This window comes from Rhizobium sp. RHZ02 (assembly GCF_014851575.1).
Classification (GTDB): Bacteria; Pseudomonadota; Alphaproteobacteria; order Rhizobiales; family Rhizobiaceae; genus Rhizobium; species Rhizobium altiplani.
Genome location: NZ_JACUZX010000002.1, coordinates 249,508 through 266,370, shown reverse-complemented (window position 1 = coordinate 266,370; position 16,863 = coordinate 249,508). Strand labels below are relative to the sequence as shown.

General features: G+C 62.1%; 15 protein-coding genes, 1 pseudogene and 1 riboswitch. Of the genes and pseudogenes, 12 read left to right on the top strand and 4 right to left on the bottom strand.

All coding sequences use genetic code 11. The features are described from left to right. Positions 1–51 precede the first annotated feature (51 nt). The 12 genes from IB244_RS04105 to IB244_RS04050 all read left to right on the top strand — a co-directional run bounded on the left by IB244_RS04105 (position 52) and on the right by IB244_RS04050 (position 11,912). Entirely contained in the window at positions 52–1,008 is a 957-nt protein-coding gene (locus IB244_RS04105; RefSeq protein WP_192303293.1) for an ABC transporter permease, read from the top strand. Between the two features lie 2 nt (positions 1,009–1,010). Further along, a complete protein-coding gene (locus IB244_RS04100) occupies positions 1,011–1,970 on the top strand; it encodes an ABC transporter permease (protein WP_192303212.1) in 960 nt (319 codons plus the stop codon). Then, the gene (locus IB244_RS04095) at positions 1,970–2,977 is read left to right on the top strand and encodes an ABC transporter ATP-binding protein (RefSeq protein WP_018855856.1); all 1,008 of its coding nucleotides are present in this window, start codon (positions 1,970–1,972) and stop codon (positions 2,975–2,977) included. The genes IB244_RS04100 and IB244_RS04095 overlap by 1 nt, the downstream gene beginning before the upstream one ends. Then, on the top strand, positions 2,977–3,969 hold the full coding sequence (locus IB244_RS04090; protein WP_113469714.1) for an ABC transporter ATP-binding protein: 993 nt from the start codon (positions 2,977–2,979) through the stop codon (positions 3,967–3,969). Before IB244_RS04095 ends, IB244_RS04090 begins: the two co-directional genes overlap by 1 nt. Continuing rightward, the gene (locus IB244_RS04085) at positions 3,966–5,030 is read left to right on the top strand and encodes a four-carbon acid sugar kinase family protein (protein WP_113469713.1); all 1,065 of its coding nucleotides are present in this window, start codon (positions 3,966–3,968) and stop codon (positions 5,028–5,030) included. Before IB244_RS04090 ends, IB244_RS04085 begins: the two co-directional genes overlap by 4 nt. A gap of 24 nt (positions 5,031–5,054) precedes the next feature. After that, positions 5,055–5,819 carry an FCD domain-containing protein gene (locus IB244_RS04080; protein ID WP_018855859.1) on the top strand — a complete coding sequence of 255 codons (765 nt, stop codon included), beginning with the start codon at positions 5,055–5,057 and terminating at the stop codon, positions 5,817–5,819. A 47-nt stretch (positions 5,820–5,866) separates the two neighbouring features. Beyond that, positions 5,867–5,978: riboswitch (TPP riboswitch) on the top strand. Positions 5,979–6,071: 93 nt separating this feature from the next. Beyond that, on the top strand, positions 6,072–7,898 hold the full coding sequence (gene thiC, locus IB244_RS04075) for a phosphomethylpyrimidine synthase ThiC (RefSeq protein ID WP_113469712.1): 1,827 nt from the start codon (positions 6,072–6,074) through the stop codon (positions 7,896–7,898). 1 nt (position 7,899) lies between these two features. After that, positions 7,900–8,874 carry a glycine oxidase ThiO gene (gene thiO / locus IB244_RS04070; RefSeq protein WP_018855861.1) on the top strand — a complete coding sequence of 325 codons (975 nt, stop codon included), beginning with the start codon at positions 7,900–7,902 and terminating at the stop codon, positions 8,872–8,874. Next, on the top strand, positions 8,871–9,068 hold the full coding sequence (gene thiS, locus IB244_RS04065) for a sulfur carrier protein ThiS (protein ID WP_018855862.1): 198 nt from the start codon (positions 8,871–8,873) through the stop codon (positions 9,066–9,068). Before thiO ends, thiS begins: the two co-directional genes overlap by 4 nt. Positions 9,069–9,070: 2 nt before the next feature. After that, on the top strand, positions 9,071–9,844 hold the full coding sequence (locus tag IB244_RS04060; protein ID WP_113469711.1) for a thiazole synthase: 774 nt from the start codon (positions 9,071–9,073) through the stop codon (positions 9,842–9,844). Beyond that, on the top strand, positions 9,841–10,524 hold the full coding sequence (locus IB244_RS04055) for a thiamine phosphate synthase (RefSeq protein ID WP_113469710.1): 684 nt from the start codon (positions 9,841–9,843) through the stop codon (positions 10,522–10,524). The genes IB244_RS04060 and IB244_RS04055 overlap by 4 nt, the downstream gene beginning before the upstream one ends. A gap of 62 nt (positions 10,525–10,586) precedes the next feature. Beyond that, positions 10,587–11,912, top strand: coding sequence for a glucoamylase family protein (locus tag IB244_RS04050; protein ID WP_113469709.1), 1,326 nt, complete (start codon positions 10,587–10,589; stop codon positions 11,910–11,912). Here IB244_RS04050 and IB244_RS04045 read toward each other — a convergent pair whose 3' ends face one another. The 4 genes and pseudogenes from IB244_RS04045 to IB244_RS04030 all read right to left on the bottom strand — a co-directional run bounded on the left by IB244_RS04045 (position 11,913) and on the right by IB244_RS04030 (position 16,833). Then, positions 11,913–12,953: an ABC transporter ATP-binding protein gene (locus IB244_RS04045; RefSeq protein ID WP_025658098.1), complete on the bottom strand. Its 1,041-nt coding sequence runs from the start codon at positions 12,951–12,953 to the stop codon at positions 11,913–11,915. Then, positions 12,950–14,567: pseudogene (locus tag IB244_RS04040) on the bottom strand (ABC transporter permease). Before IB244_RS04040 ends, IB244_RS04045 begins: the two are co-directional and overlap by 4 nt. Positions 14,568–14,682: 115 nt before the next feature. Next, on the bottom strand, positions 14,683–15,711 hold the full coding sequence (locus IB244_RS04035; protein ID WP_113469743.1) for an iron ABC transporter substrate-binding protein: 1,029 nt from the start codon (positions 15,709–15,711) through the stop codon (positions 14,683–14,685). Between the two features lie 132 nt (positions 15,712–15,843). Further along, entirely contained in the window at positions 15,844–16,833 is a 990-nt protein-coding gene (locus IB244_RS04030; RefSeq protein WP_018855869.1) for an Ldh family oxidoreductase, read from the bottom strand. Positions 16,834–16,863: the final 30 nt, after the last annotated feature.

Here is a 16,863-nt window from a genome sequence, read left to right as displayed (position 1 = left end):
CGCATGTCCGCCTTGACGCGGAAGGTGTCTGCCAACCGGTGGGAGATGACCTTGCTACGCTACGTGCTGACCCGGTTTGCCATCTGGATTCCGTCCGTGCTGATCGTGATGCTGGCCGTCTACGCGCTGGCTTTCTACGGCGCCGGCGATCCAATCAAGTTGATCTTTCTGCGCGCACCCGGCGATGTCGCCTACAATCCGCAGCGCATCGAAGCCATCCGCGAAAGTGCCGGCCTGAACAGGCCCTTCATCGAACAGTTCGCCCTTTACATCTGGAACCTGCTGCATGGCCAGTTCGGCAATTCGCTGACATCAGGCCGCTCGGTCTGGGCGATGGTGTCGGCTGCAGCCCCCGTTTCTTTCAAGCTTGCGCTCTGTTCCATCATCCTGACGACTGTTATCGCCATTCCGCTTGGCATGATCGCCGCGATGAACCAGAACAGCCGCCTCGATTATACGATCCTCGGCAGCGCGCTCTTTCTGTGGGCGATCCCGGCCTATGTCGCCGGCCCGCTGCTGATGGTCGGCCTTATCGCGCTGCTGCCGATGGTCAAGGTGCCGTATGGCTGGGGTGGTGTTTTCGATGTGCGCATCCTGTTGCCGCTCATCGTGCTCTCATTTCAACCAATCGCGCTGATCGTCCGCCAAACGCGCGCCGCCGTCATCGAGGTGCTGTCTGAAGATTTCGTCCGCACCGCCCGCGCCAAGGGCGTGCCAGAGATGGTCGTAGCGCTGCGCCATATCCTGCGCCCGGTGCTGACGCCCGTCGTGACACAGCTCGGCCTGATCATGATCACCATTGTCAACGGCGCGATCTTCGTTGAGCTCGTCTTCGGTCTTCCCGGCCTCGGTCGCCTGACCGTGCAGGCGCTGACCAATTCCGACTACCCCGTCATTCTGGCGATCACGCTCATCGGATCCTTCCTGGTGATGATCTCGAACCTTCTGGTCGACGTTCTCTATCCGCTGCTTGATCCGCGTGCCAACGATGCAAGAAGGAGCCGCTGACCATGTCCGCCATCCCTCTCTCTCCCGTCGCAGCTCAGGAAGAAGCACCCGTCAGCCTGTGGCGCGACGCCTGGTATCGCCTGAAGCGCAACAAGCTTGCCGTCTTCGGCCTGATCGTCGTGGCAATCCTCGCCTTCACCGCGATCTTTGGCCCGTATCTGACGCCCTATGACTACCTGAGCCAGAATCTGCAGGCCCGCAACGCCGTTCCATCGCTGCAACATCTCTTCGGTACCGACGACCTCGGCCGCGATGTGTTCAGCCGTGTCGTCTTCGGCACCCGCACGGCCTTCCTGGTCGCGGTCATCGTCACAGTCATCGCCGTATTTATCGGCACGATCCTTGGCGCGATCGCTGGCTTCTTCGGCAATCCGTTCGACCGCGTCATCATGTGGCTGACGGACATGACCATGTCGGTGCCGAACCTGCTCCTCGTCGTCGTCATCAATGCATCGCTGAAGTCCCCCATCACCAAATGGATGGAGGCGCAGTATCTGGCGACGCTCAATCCCTTCTATCGCCAGACCATCTGGGTCGACTTCATTCTGGTCTTCGGCTCGATGGCGTTGATCTCCTGGCCGCCCTATGCGCGTCTCGTTCGCGCCCAGGTGCTGTCGATCCGCAGCCGGCCCTACATCACGGCCGCGCAGGCGCTCGGCCTTTCGAACTGGATCATCATGAAGCGCTACGTCGTTCCGAATGCGCTTGGCCCGTTGATCGTCTCCGTCAGCGCCGGCCTTGGCACCGCGATGGTTCTGGAAAGCGCCTTCAGCTTCCTCGGCATCGGCGTCAACCCGCCGACCCCAAGCTGGGGCAACATGATCTCGGACGGTCTGCGCGTCTGGCAGCACTATCCGCATCTGCTGGCCGCCCCGGCAGCCGTTCTCGGCCTTGCCTCGGTCGCCTTCAGCTTCCTCGGCGATGGCCTCAACGACGCACTCAATCCGCGGGGTTCGAAGTGATGAACACCACCCGATCCAACGAAAAACTCCTCGATGTCCGCGGCCTGACGGTCGAAATCGATGGCAGAAACGGCCCGGCGGTCGTGGTCGATGGCATCGATCTGCACGTCAACAAGGGCGAGACGCTTGGCGTCGTCGGCGAATCCGGCTGCGGCAAGAGTCTGACCATGCTGAGCCTGATGCGGCTTCTACCCAACAAGATCAAGGTCACCAAGGGATCCGCGAGCTTCGACGGCCACGACCTGCAAAAGATGTCGAACAAGGAACTGCGCAAGGTGCGCGGCGGCGACATCGGCTTCGTCTTCCAGGATCCGATGACCTCGCTCAACCCGGTGATGCGCATTGGCGACCAGATCTGCGAGCCCTTGATCTATCACCGTGGAATGAAGAAGGCCGATGCGCGAGTCCGCGCTGTCGAACTGTTGCGCCTCGTCGGCATTCCCGGGCCGGAAGAGCGCCTGCAAGCTTATCCGCATGAACTCTCCGGCGGCATGCGCCAACGCGTGATGATCGCGATCGGCCTTGCCTGCAATCCGAAACTGCTGATCGCTGACGAACCGACGACGGCGCTCGACGTCACCATTCAGGCGCAGATCGTCGATCTGGTGAAGGATCTGCGCGCCAAGCTCGGCATGTCGGTTGTCTGGATTACCCATGACCTGGCGCTGATTGCCGGTCTCGTCGATCGTGTCGCCGTGCTTTATGCCGGAACCGTCGTCGAGGATGCCCCGGTTGACGAGCTTTATGCCCGCCCAAGCCATCCCTATACGCGCGGTCTGCTCGCCTCGATTCCGAAGCTCTCGGATGCGCCCGCAAGCCGGCTCTCGTCCATCGGCGGTACGCCGCCGGAGCCGGGTCGCCGCCCCAAAGGCTGCCCCTTTGCCCCACGCTGTCCGCTGGCGGAAGCCATTTGCCACGAGCGCGTACCGAAACTCGAACCGCTGTCAGGCGCCGGAAACCACCGTACGGCCTGCTTCGTCGTCCAGAAAATGCAGGAGGCAGCGTGATGGGTGCACAACCGCTGCTCAAGGTCGAAAACCTCGTCAAGCATTTCCACGTCAAGCTCGGCGCCTTCGGCGAGCGTTCGGCGACCGTCTATGCGCTGGACAACGTCAATCTCGACATCATGGAAGGCGAAACCCTCTCGCTCGTCGGCGAATCCGGCTGCGGAAAGTCCACCACCGGCTTCACCATCCTCAACCTCTACAAGGCGACATCAGGCAAGGTCGTCTACAAGGGCCAGGACCTGGCGACCCTTGATGAAAAGCAGATGCGGCCGTTCCGCCGCGACCTGCAGATCGTCTTTCAGGATCCCTATTCGACGCTCAACCCTCGCATGACGATCGGTGAGGCAGTCGGCGAACCGATCCTCTTCCACAAGCTCTGCACCAAGGCGGAGCTCAAGGACAAGATCGCCAACCTGCTGACCGACGTCGGCCTGCCGACGCGCTTTGCGCAGCGCTATCCGCATGAACTCTCCGGCGGCCAGCGACAGCGCGTCGTCATCGCTCGCGCACTTGCCTGCCAGCCTAAATTCATCGTCTGCGACGAAGCGATCTCGGCGCTCGACGTCTCGATACAGGCGCAGATTATTAATCTCCTGCTCGATCTGCAGGAGAAGTATGGCCTGACTTACCTCTTCATCGCCCACGACCTGGCTGTTGTCCGACATATCAGTACCCGCGTCGGCGTCATGTATCTCGGCCGCCTGGCGGAACTTGCGACGCGCGAGGAGCTGTTCGAGAACCCGCTGCACCCCTACACCAAGGCACTGCTGTCAGCCGTTCCGGAAACCGATCCGGAGCTGGAGCGCACGCGCAAGCGCCAGATCCTGCAGGGCGACGTGCCGAGCCCGCTCAACCCACCGAGCGGCTGCCGCTTCCACTCGCGCTGCCCGATCGCCATGGACGTGTGCAGCAAGGTCGTGCCGGAATGGAAGGAAGCCAAGCCTGGCCATCTCGTCGCCTGCCACGCTGTCAACTCAGGACAGACTGCATGACGGTGAAGGTCGCGATCATCGCTGACGATTTGACCGGCGCGCTCGACACGGGAACCCCCTTTGTCGACGCCGGACTTTCCGTCGCTGTCGCGATCGACGTCAGTGCCATATCGGAAACGCTTGCGACCGGTTGCGAGGTCGTGGTGGTCAACACGGCTTCGAGAGCTCTCCCGGAGGAGGAAGCGGCAGGAAGGGTCAGCGCTGCGGCGAAGGCCCTTCTTGCCGCCTCGCCTCAAATCGTTCTGAAAAAGATCGACTCCCGGCTCAAGGGGAACGTTGCAGCGGAAAGCGTAGCTTTGGCTGCCGTCTTCGGTCACGAGACAATCGTGGTGGCGCCGGCCATTCCCGATCAGGACCGTTTGACCCACAACGGTCACGTCGTCGGTCGTGGTGTCGACAAGCCGCTGCCGATTGCCGAGCTTTTCGATGCAAGTGGTGGAACCGAAGTGCTGGTCCGCGATGCCGAAACGGACAGCGATCTCGACCAAGTGGTTGAGGCACGCGATTGGAAGAGGGCCCTTGCTGTCGGCGCCCGCGGTATCGGAGCTGCACTTGCCCGCAAGATCGGACAGTCGAACAGGACAAGCAACGCTTTTGCCGCATCGAGCCGGACCGTCTTTGCCTTCGGCTCCCGCGACCCGATCACAACAGCACAAATGGCCAGGCTGGAGGGTACCGGCTGCCTCGCCGCTGCCATCGATGCATCCATGGGAGCAGTGCCTTCCGACGCACAAGTTGGCTTGCCGTTACTCGTCCGCTGTACTGGCGAAATCAGCGGCGAAGCCGTGGCAGTTGCCGACCGCTTCGCAAAAGGCGTAAAATCCATCATAGAGATGACGCGCCCGGACATGCTGATGGTCGGCGGTGGCGATACGGCACTGGCAGTTTTTCGCGAGCTCGGCATTCGGGTTCTGAGGCCGCAGGGCGAAATCGAGGCGGGTATTCCGTGGTTCGACGTCGTAACGGCAGACGGCCTGCGTCTGCGCTGCGCGGTGAAGTCCGGGGGCTTCGGTAATTCGGATAGTTTGGTAAGACTGATCGCGCAGAATCAGGCGGCATAGGACATGCCGACGGGGAGAGTGAAGGTGGACGAAGCAAACGGTGTACCGGCGAATGCGCAAGCGGCGCCTGCGGCAAAGCCGGAGCGCGGCAAGGCCGTCAAGCTGGTCGATCGCGTCTTCGACCAGTTGCAGGAGCGTATCCGCTCGGGAAACTATCCGCCGGATTCGCGGCTTCCCGGTGAGCATGAGCTTGCATCGATGCTCGGCGTGTCGCGTCCGATCGTGCGCGACGCCTTGGCACGGTTGCGCGATCAAGGCATCGTCTATGCCCGTCAGGGAGCCGGCACCTTCGTCAGCGCCCACGGTTCGCCGACGACGCAGCTTTCCTATTCGCCGGTCAAGACGATCGCCGATATCCAGCGCTGCTACGAGTTTCGACTGACGATCGAGCCTGCCGCCGCCTACTTTGCTGCCAAGCGCCGTGACGAAGCGGCGATCCAGAGGATTGCCGCAGCGCTCGCCGATCTGCGCGAGGCGACCAGCCACCAGCTCCATCGCACCGACGCCGACTTCACCTTCCATCGGGCCGTCACCGAAGCCGCCAACAACCACTATTACACAGCCTCGATCGATGCCCTGAAGGCCCACATCGCCGTCGGCATGCACCTTCACGGCCTATCGCTGCTTGGTCCGCGTCAGGGCCTCGAGCAGGTCTACGAGGAGCACAACAAGATCTACCTCGCCATCGTCGAAGGACGTGCGGAAGACGCGCGGGCTTTGATGAAGGCGCATCTTGAGGGTTCGCAGAGCCGCCTCTTCGAAGGCCGCGCTCTGGACCTTTCCATGTAGTTGCGGCAGTCGGCTTGACAGCTTTGCTGCTCTGGCTCTAACCTTTTGACATTCACCAGGGGGGTCCCGGCAAGGGGCTGAGATACTGCTATCGTGCGCAGTGACCCGTTGAACCTGATCCAGTTCATACTGGCGTAGGGACGGTGCAAGCGCTCGAAAGCATTGGATTCACGCGTGGAATCCGTGCCGGCGTCTTTTCATCATTCCGGCTGAGGACTGGGTCTCCAAACTTAAAACTTGGAGCCTCAAACCATGAATATTGCCGCAAAGACCATCACCCCGACCGTCACAACAGGCCCCCTACCGGCCTCTCGGAAAATCTACATCCCTGGGGACATTCACCCCGATGTCCGCGTGCCGATGCGCGAAATCAGCGTCCACCCGACATCGGGCGAGCCACCGGTCACGGTCTATGATTCCTCCGGCATCTATACGGTCGAAGGCGCTGACATCAGCATCGAGCAGGGGCTTCCGGAACTGCGCCGCAGCTGGGTGCTCGCGCGCGGCGACGTCGAAGCCTATCGGGGTCGCCAGGTGCGCCCCGAGGATAACGGCTTTGCCAGCGGCGAGCGGCTGACGCCGGAATTTCCCGCCAAGCGCCAACCGCTCCGCGCCAAGGACGGCAAGGCCGTGACCCAGCTCGCCTATGCGCGCGCCGGTATCATCACGCCCGAGATGGAGTTCATCGCCATCCGCGAAAATCTCGGCCGCAAGGCTAAGGCCGAGGCAATTGCGCGCGACGGTGAGAGCTTCGGCGCCCATATTCCCGATCACGTCACCCCGGAATTCGTCCGACAGGAAGTCGCCGCCGGCCGCGCCATCATCCCCGCCAACATCAACCACCCGGAAGCCGAGCCGATGATCATCGGCCGGAACTTCCTGGTGAAGATCAACGCCAATATCGGCAACTCCGCCGTCACCTCCTCGATGGCCGAAGAGGTCGAGAAGATGGTCTGGGCCGCGCGCTGGGGCGCCGACACCGTGATGGATCTCTCCACCGGCCGCAACATCCACAACATCCGCGAATGGATCATCCGCAACTCGCCGCTGCCGATCGGCACCGTGCCGCTCTATCAGGCGCTGGAGAAGGTCGAGGGTATCGCCGAGAACCTGACCTGGGAGGTCTATCGCGATACGCTCATCGAGCAGGCGGAGCAGGGCGTCGACTATTTCACGATCCATGCCGGCGTGCGGCTTCACTACATCCCACTTACGGTCAACCGCGTCACCGGCATCGTTTCACGCGGCGGCTCTATCATGGCCAAGTGGTGTCTTCATCACCATCGCGAAAGCTTCCTTTACGAGCATTTCGAGGAGATCTGCGACATCTGCCGCGCCTATGACGTCTCCTTCTCGCTCGGCGACGGCCTGCGTCCGGGTTCGATTGCCGACGCCAACGACGCCGCACAATTCGCCGAGCTGGAGACCCTCGGCGAACTGACGAAGATCGCCTGGGCCAAGGACTGCCAAGTCATGATCGAGGGCCCGGGCCATGTCCCGATGCACAAGATCAAGGAAAACATGGACAAGCAGCTCGCCGTCTGCGGCGAGGCGCCTTTCTACACGCTGGGACCACTGACGACAGATATCGCCCCGGGCTATGACCACATCACTTCGGGCATCGGTGCTGCGATGATTGGCTGGTTCGGTACGGCGATGCTCTGCTACGTCACCCCGAAGGAGCATCTGGGTCTCCCCGACCGCAACGACGTGAAGACCGGCGTCATCACCTACAAGATCGCCGCCCACGCCGCCGATCTCGCCAAGGGTCACCCGGCAGCTCAATCGCGCGATGATGCGCTGTCGCGCGCCCGCTTCGAATTCCGATGGGAGGATCAATTCAACCTGTCGCTCGATCCGGAGACGGCCCGCAGCTTCCACGACGAGACGCTGCCGAAGGAAGCGCACAAGGTGGCGCACTTCTGCTCCATGTGTGGCCCGAAGTTCTGCTCGATGCGGATTTCGCACGACATCCGCGCTGAAGCGCAGAAAGAAGGGCTCGACGCCATGGCGGCGAAATACCGCGAGGGTGGCGATCTCTATATGCCGATCGATACCATCCAAGAGTCGCGTGACTGAGATGCACGTCCTCGTCAAAGGGGCCGGCGTTGCCGGCCTCACGGTCGCGCACGAACTCACTCTTCGAAGTGCTGACGTCACCGTTATGGATCCGAATCCAGATTTCGGCCAGGCAGCATCATGGCTCGCGGGCGGCATGCTGGCACCGTGGTGTGAGCGTGAAGGCGCGGACGAAGCCGTCTTGCTGCGTGGCCGCGGTGCCATCGATCGGTGGGACATGATGCTGCCCGGCGAGGTACACCGAAACGGCACGCTGGTCGTTGCCCCCGCGCGCGACCAGGGTGAACTCGATCGCTTTGCCAGCCGCACCAGCGGCCATGAATGGCTGGGCGAGGAGCAGATCGGCCCATTGGAGCCGGCTCTCGCAGGCCGCTTCAGGCGTGCTCTGTTCTTCCCGCTGGAAGGACATCTCGATCCGAGACGAGTGCTGGGTCTACTGCGAGAAAAGCTCGCCGCTCGGGGCGTAGCATTCATCGACCAAGTGGCCGAGACCACCGGCTACGACGACATCGTCGATTGCACGGGCGCAGCACGCATTGGGCGAACGAGTGGGCTTCGCGGCGTGCGCGGCGAAATGCTCTATCTACACACGCCCGAGGTCGACCTCGCCAGACCCGTTCGCCTGCTGCATCCGCGCTTCCCCGTCTATATCGTTCCGCGTGGAAATGGCCTGTTCATGGTGGGCGCCACCATGATCGAGACCGAGTTCGCCGGTCCCATCTCGGCGCGTTCGATGATGGAACTGCTGAACGCCGCCTACGCTGTGCATCCCGCCTTTGCGGACGCTACCGTTATCGAAACCGGCGCGGGCATCCGGCCGGCATTCGCCGACAATTTTCCACGCGTGACCCGCGAGGCCGAGGCGGTCGTGCTCAACGGCCTCTATCGCCACGGCTTCCTGCTGGCGCCTACCATGGCGCAGGAAGCTGTGGACCTTGTCTTCTCCAGAACCGAACCAGGAGGAAATTGCCGATGAAACTGATCGTCAACGGCGAGTATCACGACCTCGCTGCGCCAACCTTGTCCGAACTGCTGACGCTGATGGAATACGAAGGCGACTGGCTGGCGACCGCCGTCAACGGCGAAATCGTCCACCGTGAGGACCGCGCCGACCACGCGCTCAACGACAACGACCGGATCGAAATCCTGTCGCCGATGCAGGGAGGCTGACCATGCTGACGCTCTACGACACCGTAGTCTCCTCCCGCCTGCTTCTCGGCACCGCACGGTATCCTTCACCTGCGACCCTCGCGGAGGCCGTCAAGCGATCGGGAACGGAGATCGTCACCGTCTCGCTCCGCCGCGAGACCGCGGGCGGACGGAGCGGCAGTGCCTTCTTCGAGATGATACGGGCATTCGGCGTTCGAGTTCTGCCGAACACCGCGGGCTGCCATGGCGTCTCCGAGGCCGTGCTGACAGCCAAGATGGCGCGCGAGCTCTTCGGCACCAGTTGGATCAAGCTGGAGGTGATCGGCAATCACGATACGCTTCAGCCTGATGTTTTCGGCTTGGTGGAAGCCGCCCGCATCCTTTCCGCCGAGGGCTTTGAGGTCTTTCCCTACACGACCGACGACCTCGTGGTGGCCGAGAAGCTGCTCGAAGCGGGTTGTCGGGTATTGATGCCATGGTGCGCCCCGATCGGCAGTGCGGCGGGACCGCTCAACCTCTCGGCGTTGCGTTCAATGCGCGCACATTTCCCTGACATTCCGCTCATTATTGATGCCGGGATCGGGCGGCCATCACATGCGGCGACCGTCATGGAGCTCGGCTTCGATGCCGTCCTCCTGAACACCGCCGTCGCCGGTGCCGGCAACCCGGCTACCATGGCGGGCGCGTTTGCCAAGGCGATCGAGTCCGGCCGCGAGGCTTTCGGTGCGGGCATGCTCGAACCGCGCGATGTCGCGGTTCCCTCGACACCCATCATCGGAAAGGCCGTATTTGCATGATGCTAGATCCCTTCTATCTCATCGTCGATAGCGCCGAATGGATCGCACGGCTGGTGCCGCTCGGCGTCAAGCTCGTGCAGCTCAGGATCAAGGATAAAGAGACGGCCGAGCTGCGCACCGAAATCCGAACCGCGAAGGCGATTTGCGCTAAGCATGGCTGTCAGCTCATCATCAACGACTACTGGCAGCTTGCCGTCGAAGAAGGATGCGATTTCGTCCACCTCGGTCAGGAAGATCTGGAAGCGGCCGATCTCGGCGCCATTCGTGCCGCCGGCCTGAAGCTTGGGCTGTCCACCCACGACGATGCGGAACTTGCGACGGCGCTAGCGGCAAAGCCGGACTACATCGCGCTCGGTCCGATCTATCCGACCATTCTCAAGCAGATGAAATGGTCGCCGCAAGGACCGGAACGCCTGCGCCTATGGAAGTCGCGCCTCGGCGACCTGCCGCTCGTCGCCATCGGCGGGTTGAACGTCGATCGAATCGAGGGCGTTTTGTCTCAGGGCGCCGACAGCGCTGCCGTCGTGACCGATATTACCCTGAACCCCGATCCGGAGACACGAACGCGGCAGTGGCTTGCTGCCACCGCACCTTGGCGCAGTGTGGAAATGCCATTGGGTCGGTTGCAGAATAGAACGGTCGATGGATCGTTCGGTCGCAACACCTTCAAAAATGATTGATTTGCGGATCGTGCTTCACCATGTTGAACCGGGGACTGGACAACAAGTTGGGCTTGGCACGTATGTTACAACGGACCGAGGAAACGGATGCCGCGCTGATCGACAGGCTTCAGCAAGGCGCATTCAATTATTTCCCGAAGCACTACAATCCCGAAAACGGGCTGGTCGCGGACACCTCCATCGCGGGCGTTCCCTGCAGCATCGCCGCGGTCGGCTTTTCCCTGTCGTCCTATCCCGTCGCAGTCGAGCGCGGCTGGATGCAGCGTTCCGACGCGATCGAATACACGCTGAAGACGCTATGCTTCTTTGCCAACGGCCACCAAGGTCGTGAGCGGCACGCGATCGGCTATCGCGGTTTCTTCTATCATTTCCTGCACATGGACACCGGCCACCGCGCCTGGAACAGCGAGTTGTCGACGATCGACACCACGCTTCTCGTCGCAGGCATGTTGACCGCGGCGGCCTATTTCGACCGCAACACCGAAGACGAGACGGAGATCCGCAGGCTCGCGAGTTTGGTCTACGAGAGAATCGACTGGCACTGGGCGCTGAACAAGGGCCAGACCGTCTGCATGGGCTGGAAGCCGGGCAGCGGCTTCCTGCGCTGGCGCTGGCAGGGCTACGACGAAGCGATCCTGCTTTATACGCTGGCCCTCGCTTCCCCAACACATCCGATCCCGGCGTCGAGCTACGATGCCTTTACCGCGAGCTATTCGTGGATGCTGTTCGGCGACCAACCTTATGTCTATGCCGGCCCGCTCTTCATTCACTTCTTCTCGCATGCCTGGATCGATTTCCGTGGAATCCAGGACAAGGCGATGGCCGAACGAAACTGGGATTATTTCCGCAACACGCAGATATCGATCGCCGTGCAGCGGGACTACGCCGAGCGCAATCCCAGCCACTTCGTCGGCTACAACAAGGACATCTGGGGACTGTCCGCTTCGGATGGTCCGCCTCCGACCCGCAACATGCGCGGCGGTCGCCATCCGCGCGTGCTCGGCTATGCCGCGCGTGGCGCACCGCTCGGGCCCGATGATGGCACAATCGCACCGTGGGCAGCGCTTGCATCGCTCCCATATGACCGCCAGGCCTCGCTCGATGGCCTTCGCGCCCTGATGTCCACCTATCCGAACCTGCTCTACGAGGATCGCTTCCCCGGTGGATTCAACCCGACTGTCAAGACCAAGCGACCTGAAGGTTGGGTCGACGATCGCTGCGTCGGCATCGACCAAGGCCTACTGGTCATGACGATCGAGAATGACCGCTCGGACTTCATCTGGGGTCTGATGCGACGCTCACCGGTCATCCGCCGCGGCCTCGAACTGGCAGGCTTTAGCGGTGGCTGGTTGTCGGAAGGCGAGAGTTCCGAACGTAAGATCGCCTGATCAGCGGCTTCCAAGAACATGAGCCTTGCCGGCGATGTCGAGGCGGACATGATCTCCGCGCTCGGGAAGCGCCACGCTTGACGTCTTGATCATGATCGGCGGAAGGGCAACGCCTTCAAGCGACACGGCGACGGTGCAGGTCGCCCCGCCGAATTCCACTTCGACGACCCGTCCGCGATAGGTCTGCGCGCTTTCATCGGGAACGACCCTAATCTGTTCGGGCCGCAGCATGATCTCGACCTTGCCTTTATGGCCGCCGTCGACGGCGACCCGGCCGAGCGCACAATCGGCAAAGCCGTCGCGAACGATGGCTGGAAGCATCACCGCGTCTCCGAGAAACAGAGCTGTCTCCCGATCGAGGGGCTGCAGGTAAACCGATTGCGGCGACCCTGCCTGGATCAACTTCCCTTCCCGCAGGACGGCAACCTGATCCGCAAAGGAGAGAGCCTCCGCCTGATCATGCGTGACGAGGATCGCGGTGATGCCTGCGGACTGAAGAACGCGGGCCACGGCCTTGCGCATATTCTCACGCAGACCGGTATCGAGCGCCGAAAACGGTTCATCGAGCAACATCAGACGCGGCTTGCGGCCGAGCGCGCGGGCAAGTGCCACACGCTGCTGTTGGCCGCCAGAAAGCTGGTGTGGCCGACGGGTGAGCATGTTGCGGTCAAGCTCGACCATATCGAGCAGGTCGATGATGCGTCGTTCGCGATCGGGCGCGCCGCGCTCGAAGCCAAAACCGATATTGTCGGCAACGCTCAGATGCGGAAACAACGCCCCGTCCTGCGACACGATCCCGATGCCTCGCTTGTGCGCAGGCACCGCTACCGGTCCATCCGCCAGCAGCTCGCCGTCAAGCGTCACACGACCTTCGTCGGGCTGCTCGAAGCCGGCGATGATGCGCAGCAGCGTCGTCTTGCCCGACCCTGATGGCCCGACAACGGCCGTGCGGCTTCCGGCGGCGACATCGAGTGAGATGTCCTGCAATGCCTGGACATGCCCATAGCGCTTGCTGATGCGATCGATCGTAAGCAGCGTCATTGTCCGGCAGTCCGTTTCGATTGGGCATAGAGAAGAAGGGTGAGGGGCAGCGATAGCACGACCATCATGAATGCGTAAGGCGCCGCCGCCACGTAGTCGATCTCGCTGGTCAGCGACCAGAACTTCGTCGCAAGTGTCTCCACCCCATTTGGCGCCAGCATCAATGTCGCGGTGAGCTCATTGGTAATGCCGAGACCGACGAGCGCAACGCTGGCGGCCGCGCCTGGCGCGGCCAGCCGCATGGTGATCTGTCGCACGGCCTGGGCAGGTGTCCGGCCAAGACCCATTGCAGCACGCTCAAGCTCCACGGGCGCCTGGGCGATGCTGGCGCGCAGGCCCACCATGGCGCGCGGCAGGAACAGCAGGATGTAGGCAGCAACGAGGGTCGCGAAGGTCTGGTACAGGGGCAGAACAAGCCGGACGGTAATCGTCACCAGCGCGAGCGCGACGACCACGCCCGGCAGCGAACCGACATAGTAGTGGCAGGCCTCGAGCAGGCGCTGCAGACGCCCTGGCGCCCGGACCGAAAGCCAGGCCATCGGCGCGGCGGCAATCGTGGCAAGCACGCCGCCGGCGATCGCAAGAATAATGGTTTGCACAAACGCATTGCCGACCGTGTCGACGCGCCAGACCTCGAGGCCGCCGAGATAGAGCCACCGCACCAGCGTCACCAAGGGAACACCGAGCGTCAAAGCCGCCAGACCCACCTGCAGTATGATCGCAGGCACTATGAACCCGCCGAGCCGACGGCGATCCGCGGGCCGCGCAGAACCGGATCCAACGCGGGCATACCGCTCATTGCCGCGCAACAGGATTTCGAGACCCAGCAGAAGCAGGCAGCAAGCGACGAGAACGCCACCCAGCATGTTGGCGGCCGGGCTATTATAGGCGGATTGGAACTGGTCGACGATCGCGGTTGCGAAAGTGTCGAAACGGATCATCACGAAGAGGCCGTACTCCGAGAGCAGGTGCAGCCCGATCAGCAGCGAACCGCCACAGATGGCGAAACGCAACTGCGGCAAGATGGTGCGGAAGAACAAACGCCAGGGGCCGAGGCCAAGGGAAGAGGCCGCATCCTCAATGGCTGGATCCAGCCGGCGCAAGGCAGCGACGACCGGAAGATAAAGAAACGGAAAGTATGCCAGTACGGAGACGAAGACACCGCTCTGCAGCCCACGCATGCCGGGAACGACGCTGATCCAGGCGTAGCTATGGACAAAGGCCGGCACCGCCAGCGGCGCAACCGCCAACCACGACCAAAGCCGGGCGAAGGGGATGTCCGTCCGTTCGACCAACCAGGCCAGCGTTACGGCAAGGGCGATCGACAGCGGAATGGTAAAAGCTTCCAGCAGCACCGTGTTGACAAGCAGTTCGCCAACGCGCGCACGAAACACCAATTCCTTGACGGTCTGCCAACCGACATCAAAGGTTATCCAGCCGATGAAACCAAGCGGAACCAAACTGAACAGCGCCACGACGGAAGCAAAGAGGATGACGGAAGCGTGGGGCAAACGCGCCCGCAGCCGATCTATTCCCGCCACCGGCCGCACCATCGGCCTTTCATGACCGGGAACAAGCAATCTGTTGTCCTGCAGCAAGGCCTGCCGCCTTTATACGCTGAAAAAGGAAGGCAACCGCCTATGAAAGGCGGTTGCCGATTTCGTCATGCCCTACGTTTTTCTTGAGCCAAAAGCAACAGTTTTAACCCCCGGGCCCGTGACAGAAAGACTTAGATGATGCCGGCGGCAGTCATCAGTTCCGTCACCTTCTTGCTGTTCAAGTTGGCTGCATCGACCGTCGGTGCATCGAGATCAGCCAGCGGAACGAGCTTCTCATTCGATGCTGCATTTTTGCCGACCGCATATTCGTAGGACGTGCCGTTCTTGAGGATGTCCTGGCCCGGCTTGCCGGTGACGAACTTGAGGAAGGCCTGAGCCTCCTTGGCATGCTGGCTCGACTTCAGAACGCCGCCGCCGGAAATGCTGACGAAGGCGCCGGGATCCCGGTTCTTGAAGTAGTGGAGGGCAACGTTCTTGCTGTTCTCACCGGTCTTCGCCTGATCGCCGAACCAGTAGTAGTGATAGATCACCGCACCCTCGACTTCGCCGGCATTGACCGCCTTCATGGCGACGCTGTTGCCCTTATATGGCGTGGAGTTTTCCTTGAGCGCCTTGAGCCAGGCCGCGGTCGCCTCCTCGCCCTTGAGCTCGAGCAAAGCGCTGACGATCGCCTGGAAGTCAGCACCAGCAGGCGCAGCGCCCCAACGACCCTTCCAGACCGGATCCGCGAGGTCGAGCAGCGACTTCGGCAACTTGTCTTCGGTCAGCTTCGTCTTGTCGTAGGCAAAAACCGTCGAACGGGCGGCAATGCCGGTCCACATGCCATCAGACGGACGATATTGCTCTGGAACCTGCTCGAGGGTTTCCTTGTCGACCGGTGCAAATAGGCCGGCGGCATCGACCAGCGTCATGGCCGGAGAGTTCTCGGTCAGGAATACGTCGGCCGGCGACGCGTCGCCTTCCTGGACGATCTGGTTGGCGAGCTGCATGTCGCTGCCCTGGCGCACCGTTACCTTGATGCCGGTTGCCTTGGTGAACGCATCGATCCACTCGCGCCCGAGGCTCTCGTGTTGCGCATTGTAGACGACGATACCTTCGGATTCCTGCGCGACAGCGGCGCCGGTGGCCAGCGAAGTTGCGGCAACGAGCGAGGCGGCAAGCGCCAGCGCGCCGGAAAGGCGATTAAGGGAAGTTGTCATGAAGCCCTCCATTGTTTCACCGGGGATCCCGGGATGATGAGCCGTATATTTTTGTTGATTTGGAATTTCAAGTTTTAGTGATGGCACAAATATCACAAATACTTGAAACCATTGATCAACTTTAGAATCGTTCTAGAGCTCGCAGATCGTCGCAATCACTTCGTCCTCGACATCGATGCCATGCTCCAGCGCCTGGCGTCGGGCAGTCTGGCCGCGACGCCCCGGAAGCCGCACTCCGGGGTCGGATGAAATCTCGTCCACCAGCCTGGCCAGCCGTTCCGCCACGCCCTTTCCACCGCTGGCGACAGGGTTGATCACGACAAGCATCTGCCCGAGGCCGGGCGCCGAACCCTTGTCGTCAAAAAGCGAGGAGGACTCGAAAGAGAAATTGGCCCCGGTCAGTGCGCCGGCGAGGAATTCGACGATCATAGCCAGCGCTGCCCCCTTGGCTTCGCCGGATGGGGCCATCGTCCCCTCGAGTGCCGCAACCGCATCCGTCGTCGGCTGGCCATTGCGGTCAAAGGCCCAATCCGCAGGGATAGCGACGCCTTTCTGGCGCGCAGCCATCACCTTGCCGCGGGCGACGCGCGAAAGCGCCAGGTCAATAACGAGCGGGTCGGCTGCCGGGATCGGCGCGGCGAACGCGATCGGATTCGTTCCAAAGACGGGTTTGCGCCCGCCCCAGGCGGCCATGGACGCCGTGGCGTTGGCAACCATCAGAGCGACAAACCCCATGTCCGCAAAGCGCTCGACGGTCAAGGCAAGCACGCCGGCGTGGTGCGAACGATGAACCGCTGCCAAGGCGATACCCTGCTCCCTGACGATCTCCGGAAGCGCCGCAGCGGCAAGATCAAAGGCTGGATAGGCGTAGCCATGGCAGGCATCGATGCGCACGACGGCGGGAAACTGCCGTTCGAGCTGCGGCCTGGCAAATCCGTCGACCTTGCCTGCCCTCGCCTGCTTTGCGTAGGCCTCGACCCGGCGCAGGCCATGACCGCCTTGTCCGGCAGCTTCGGCGGCAACGAGTGCCCTGGCGACCGAGCGCGCATTGGCCTCGTCCACACGATTGCGCGTCAAGGCATCGACAACGAGCGTTTCCGCTGCAGCTAGGGTGAAATGCATGGCAACCTGCAAAACGAAATAGGGTGATGA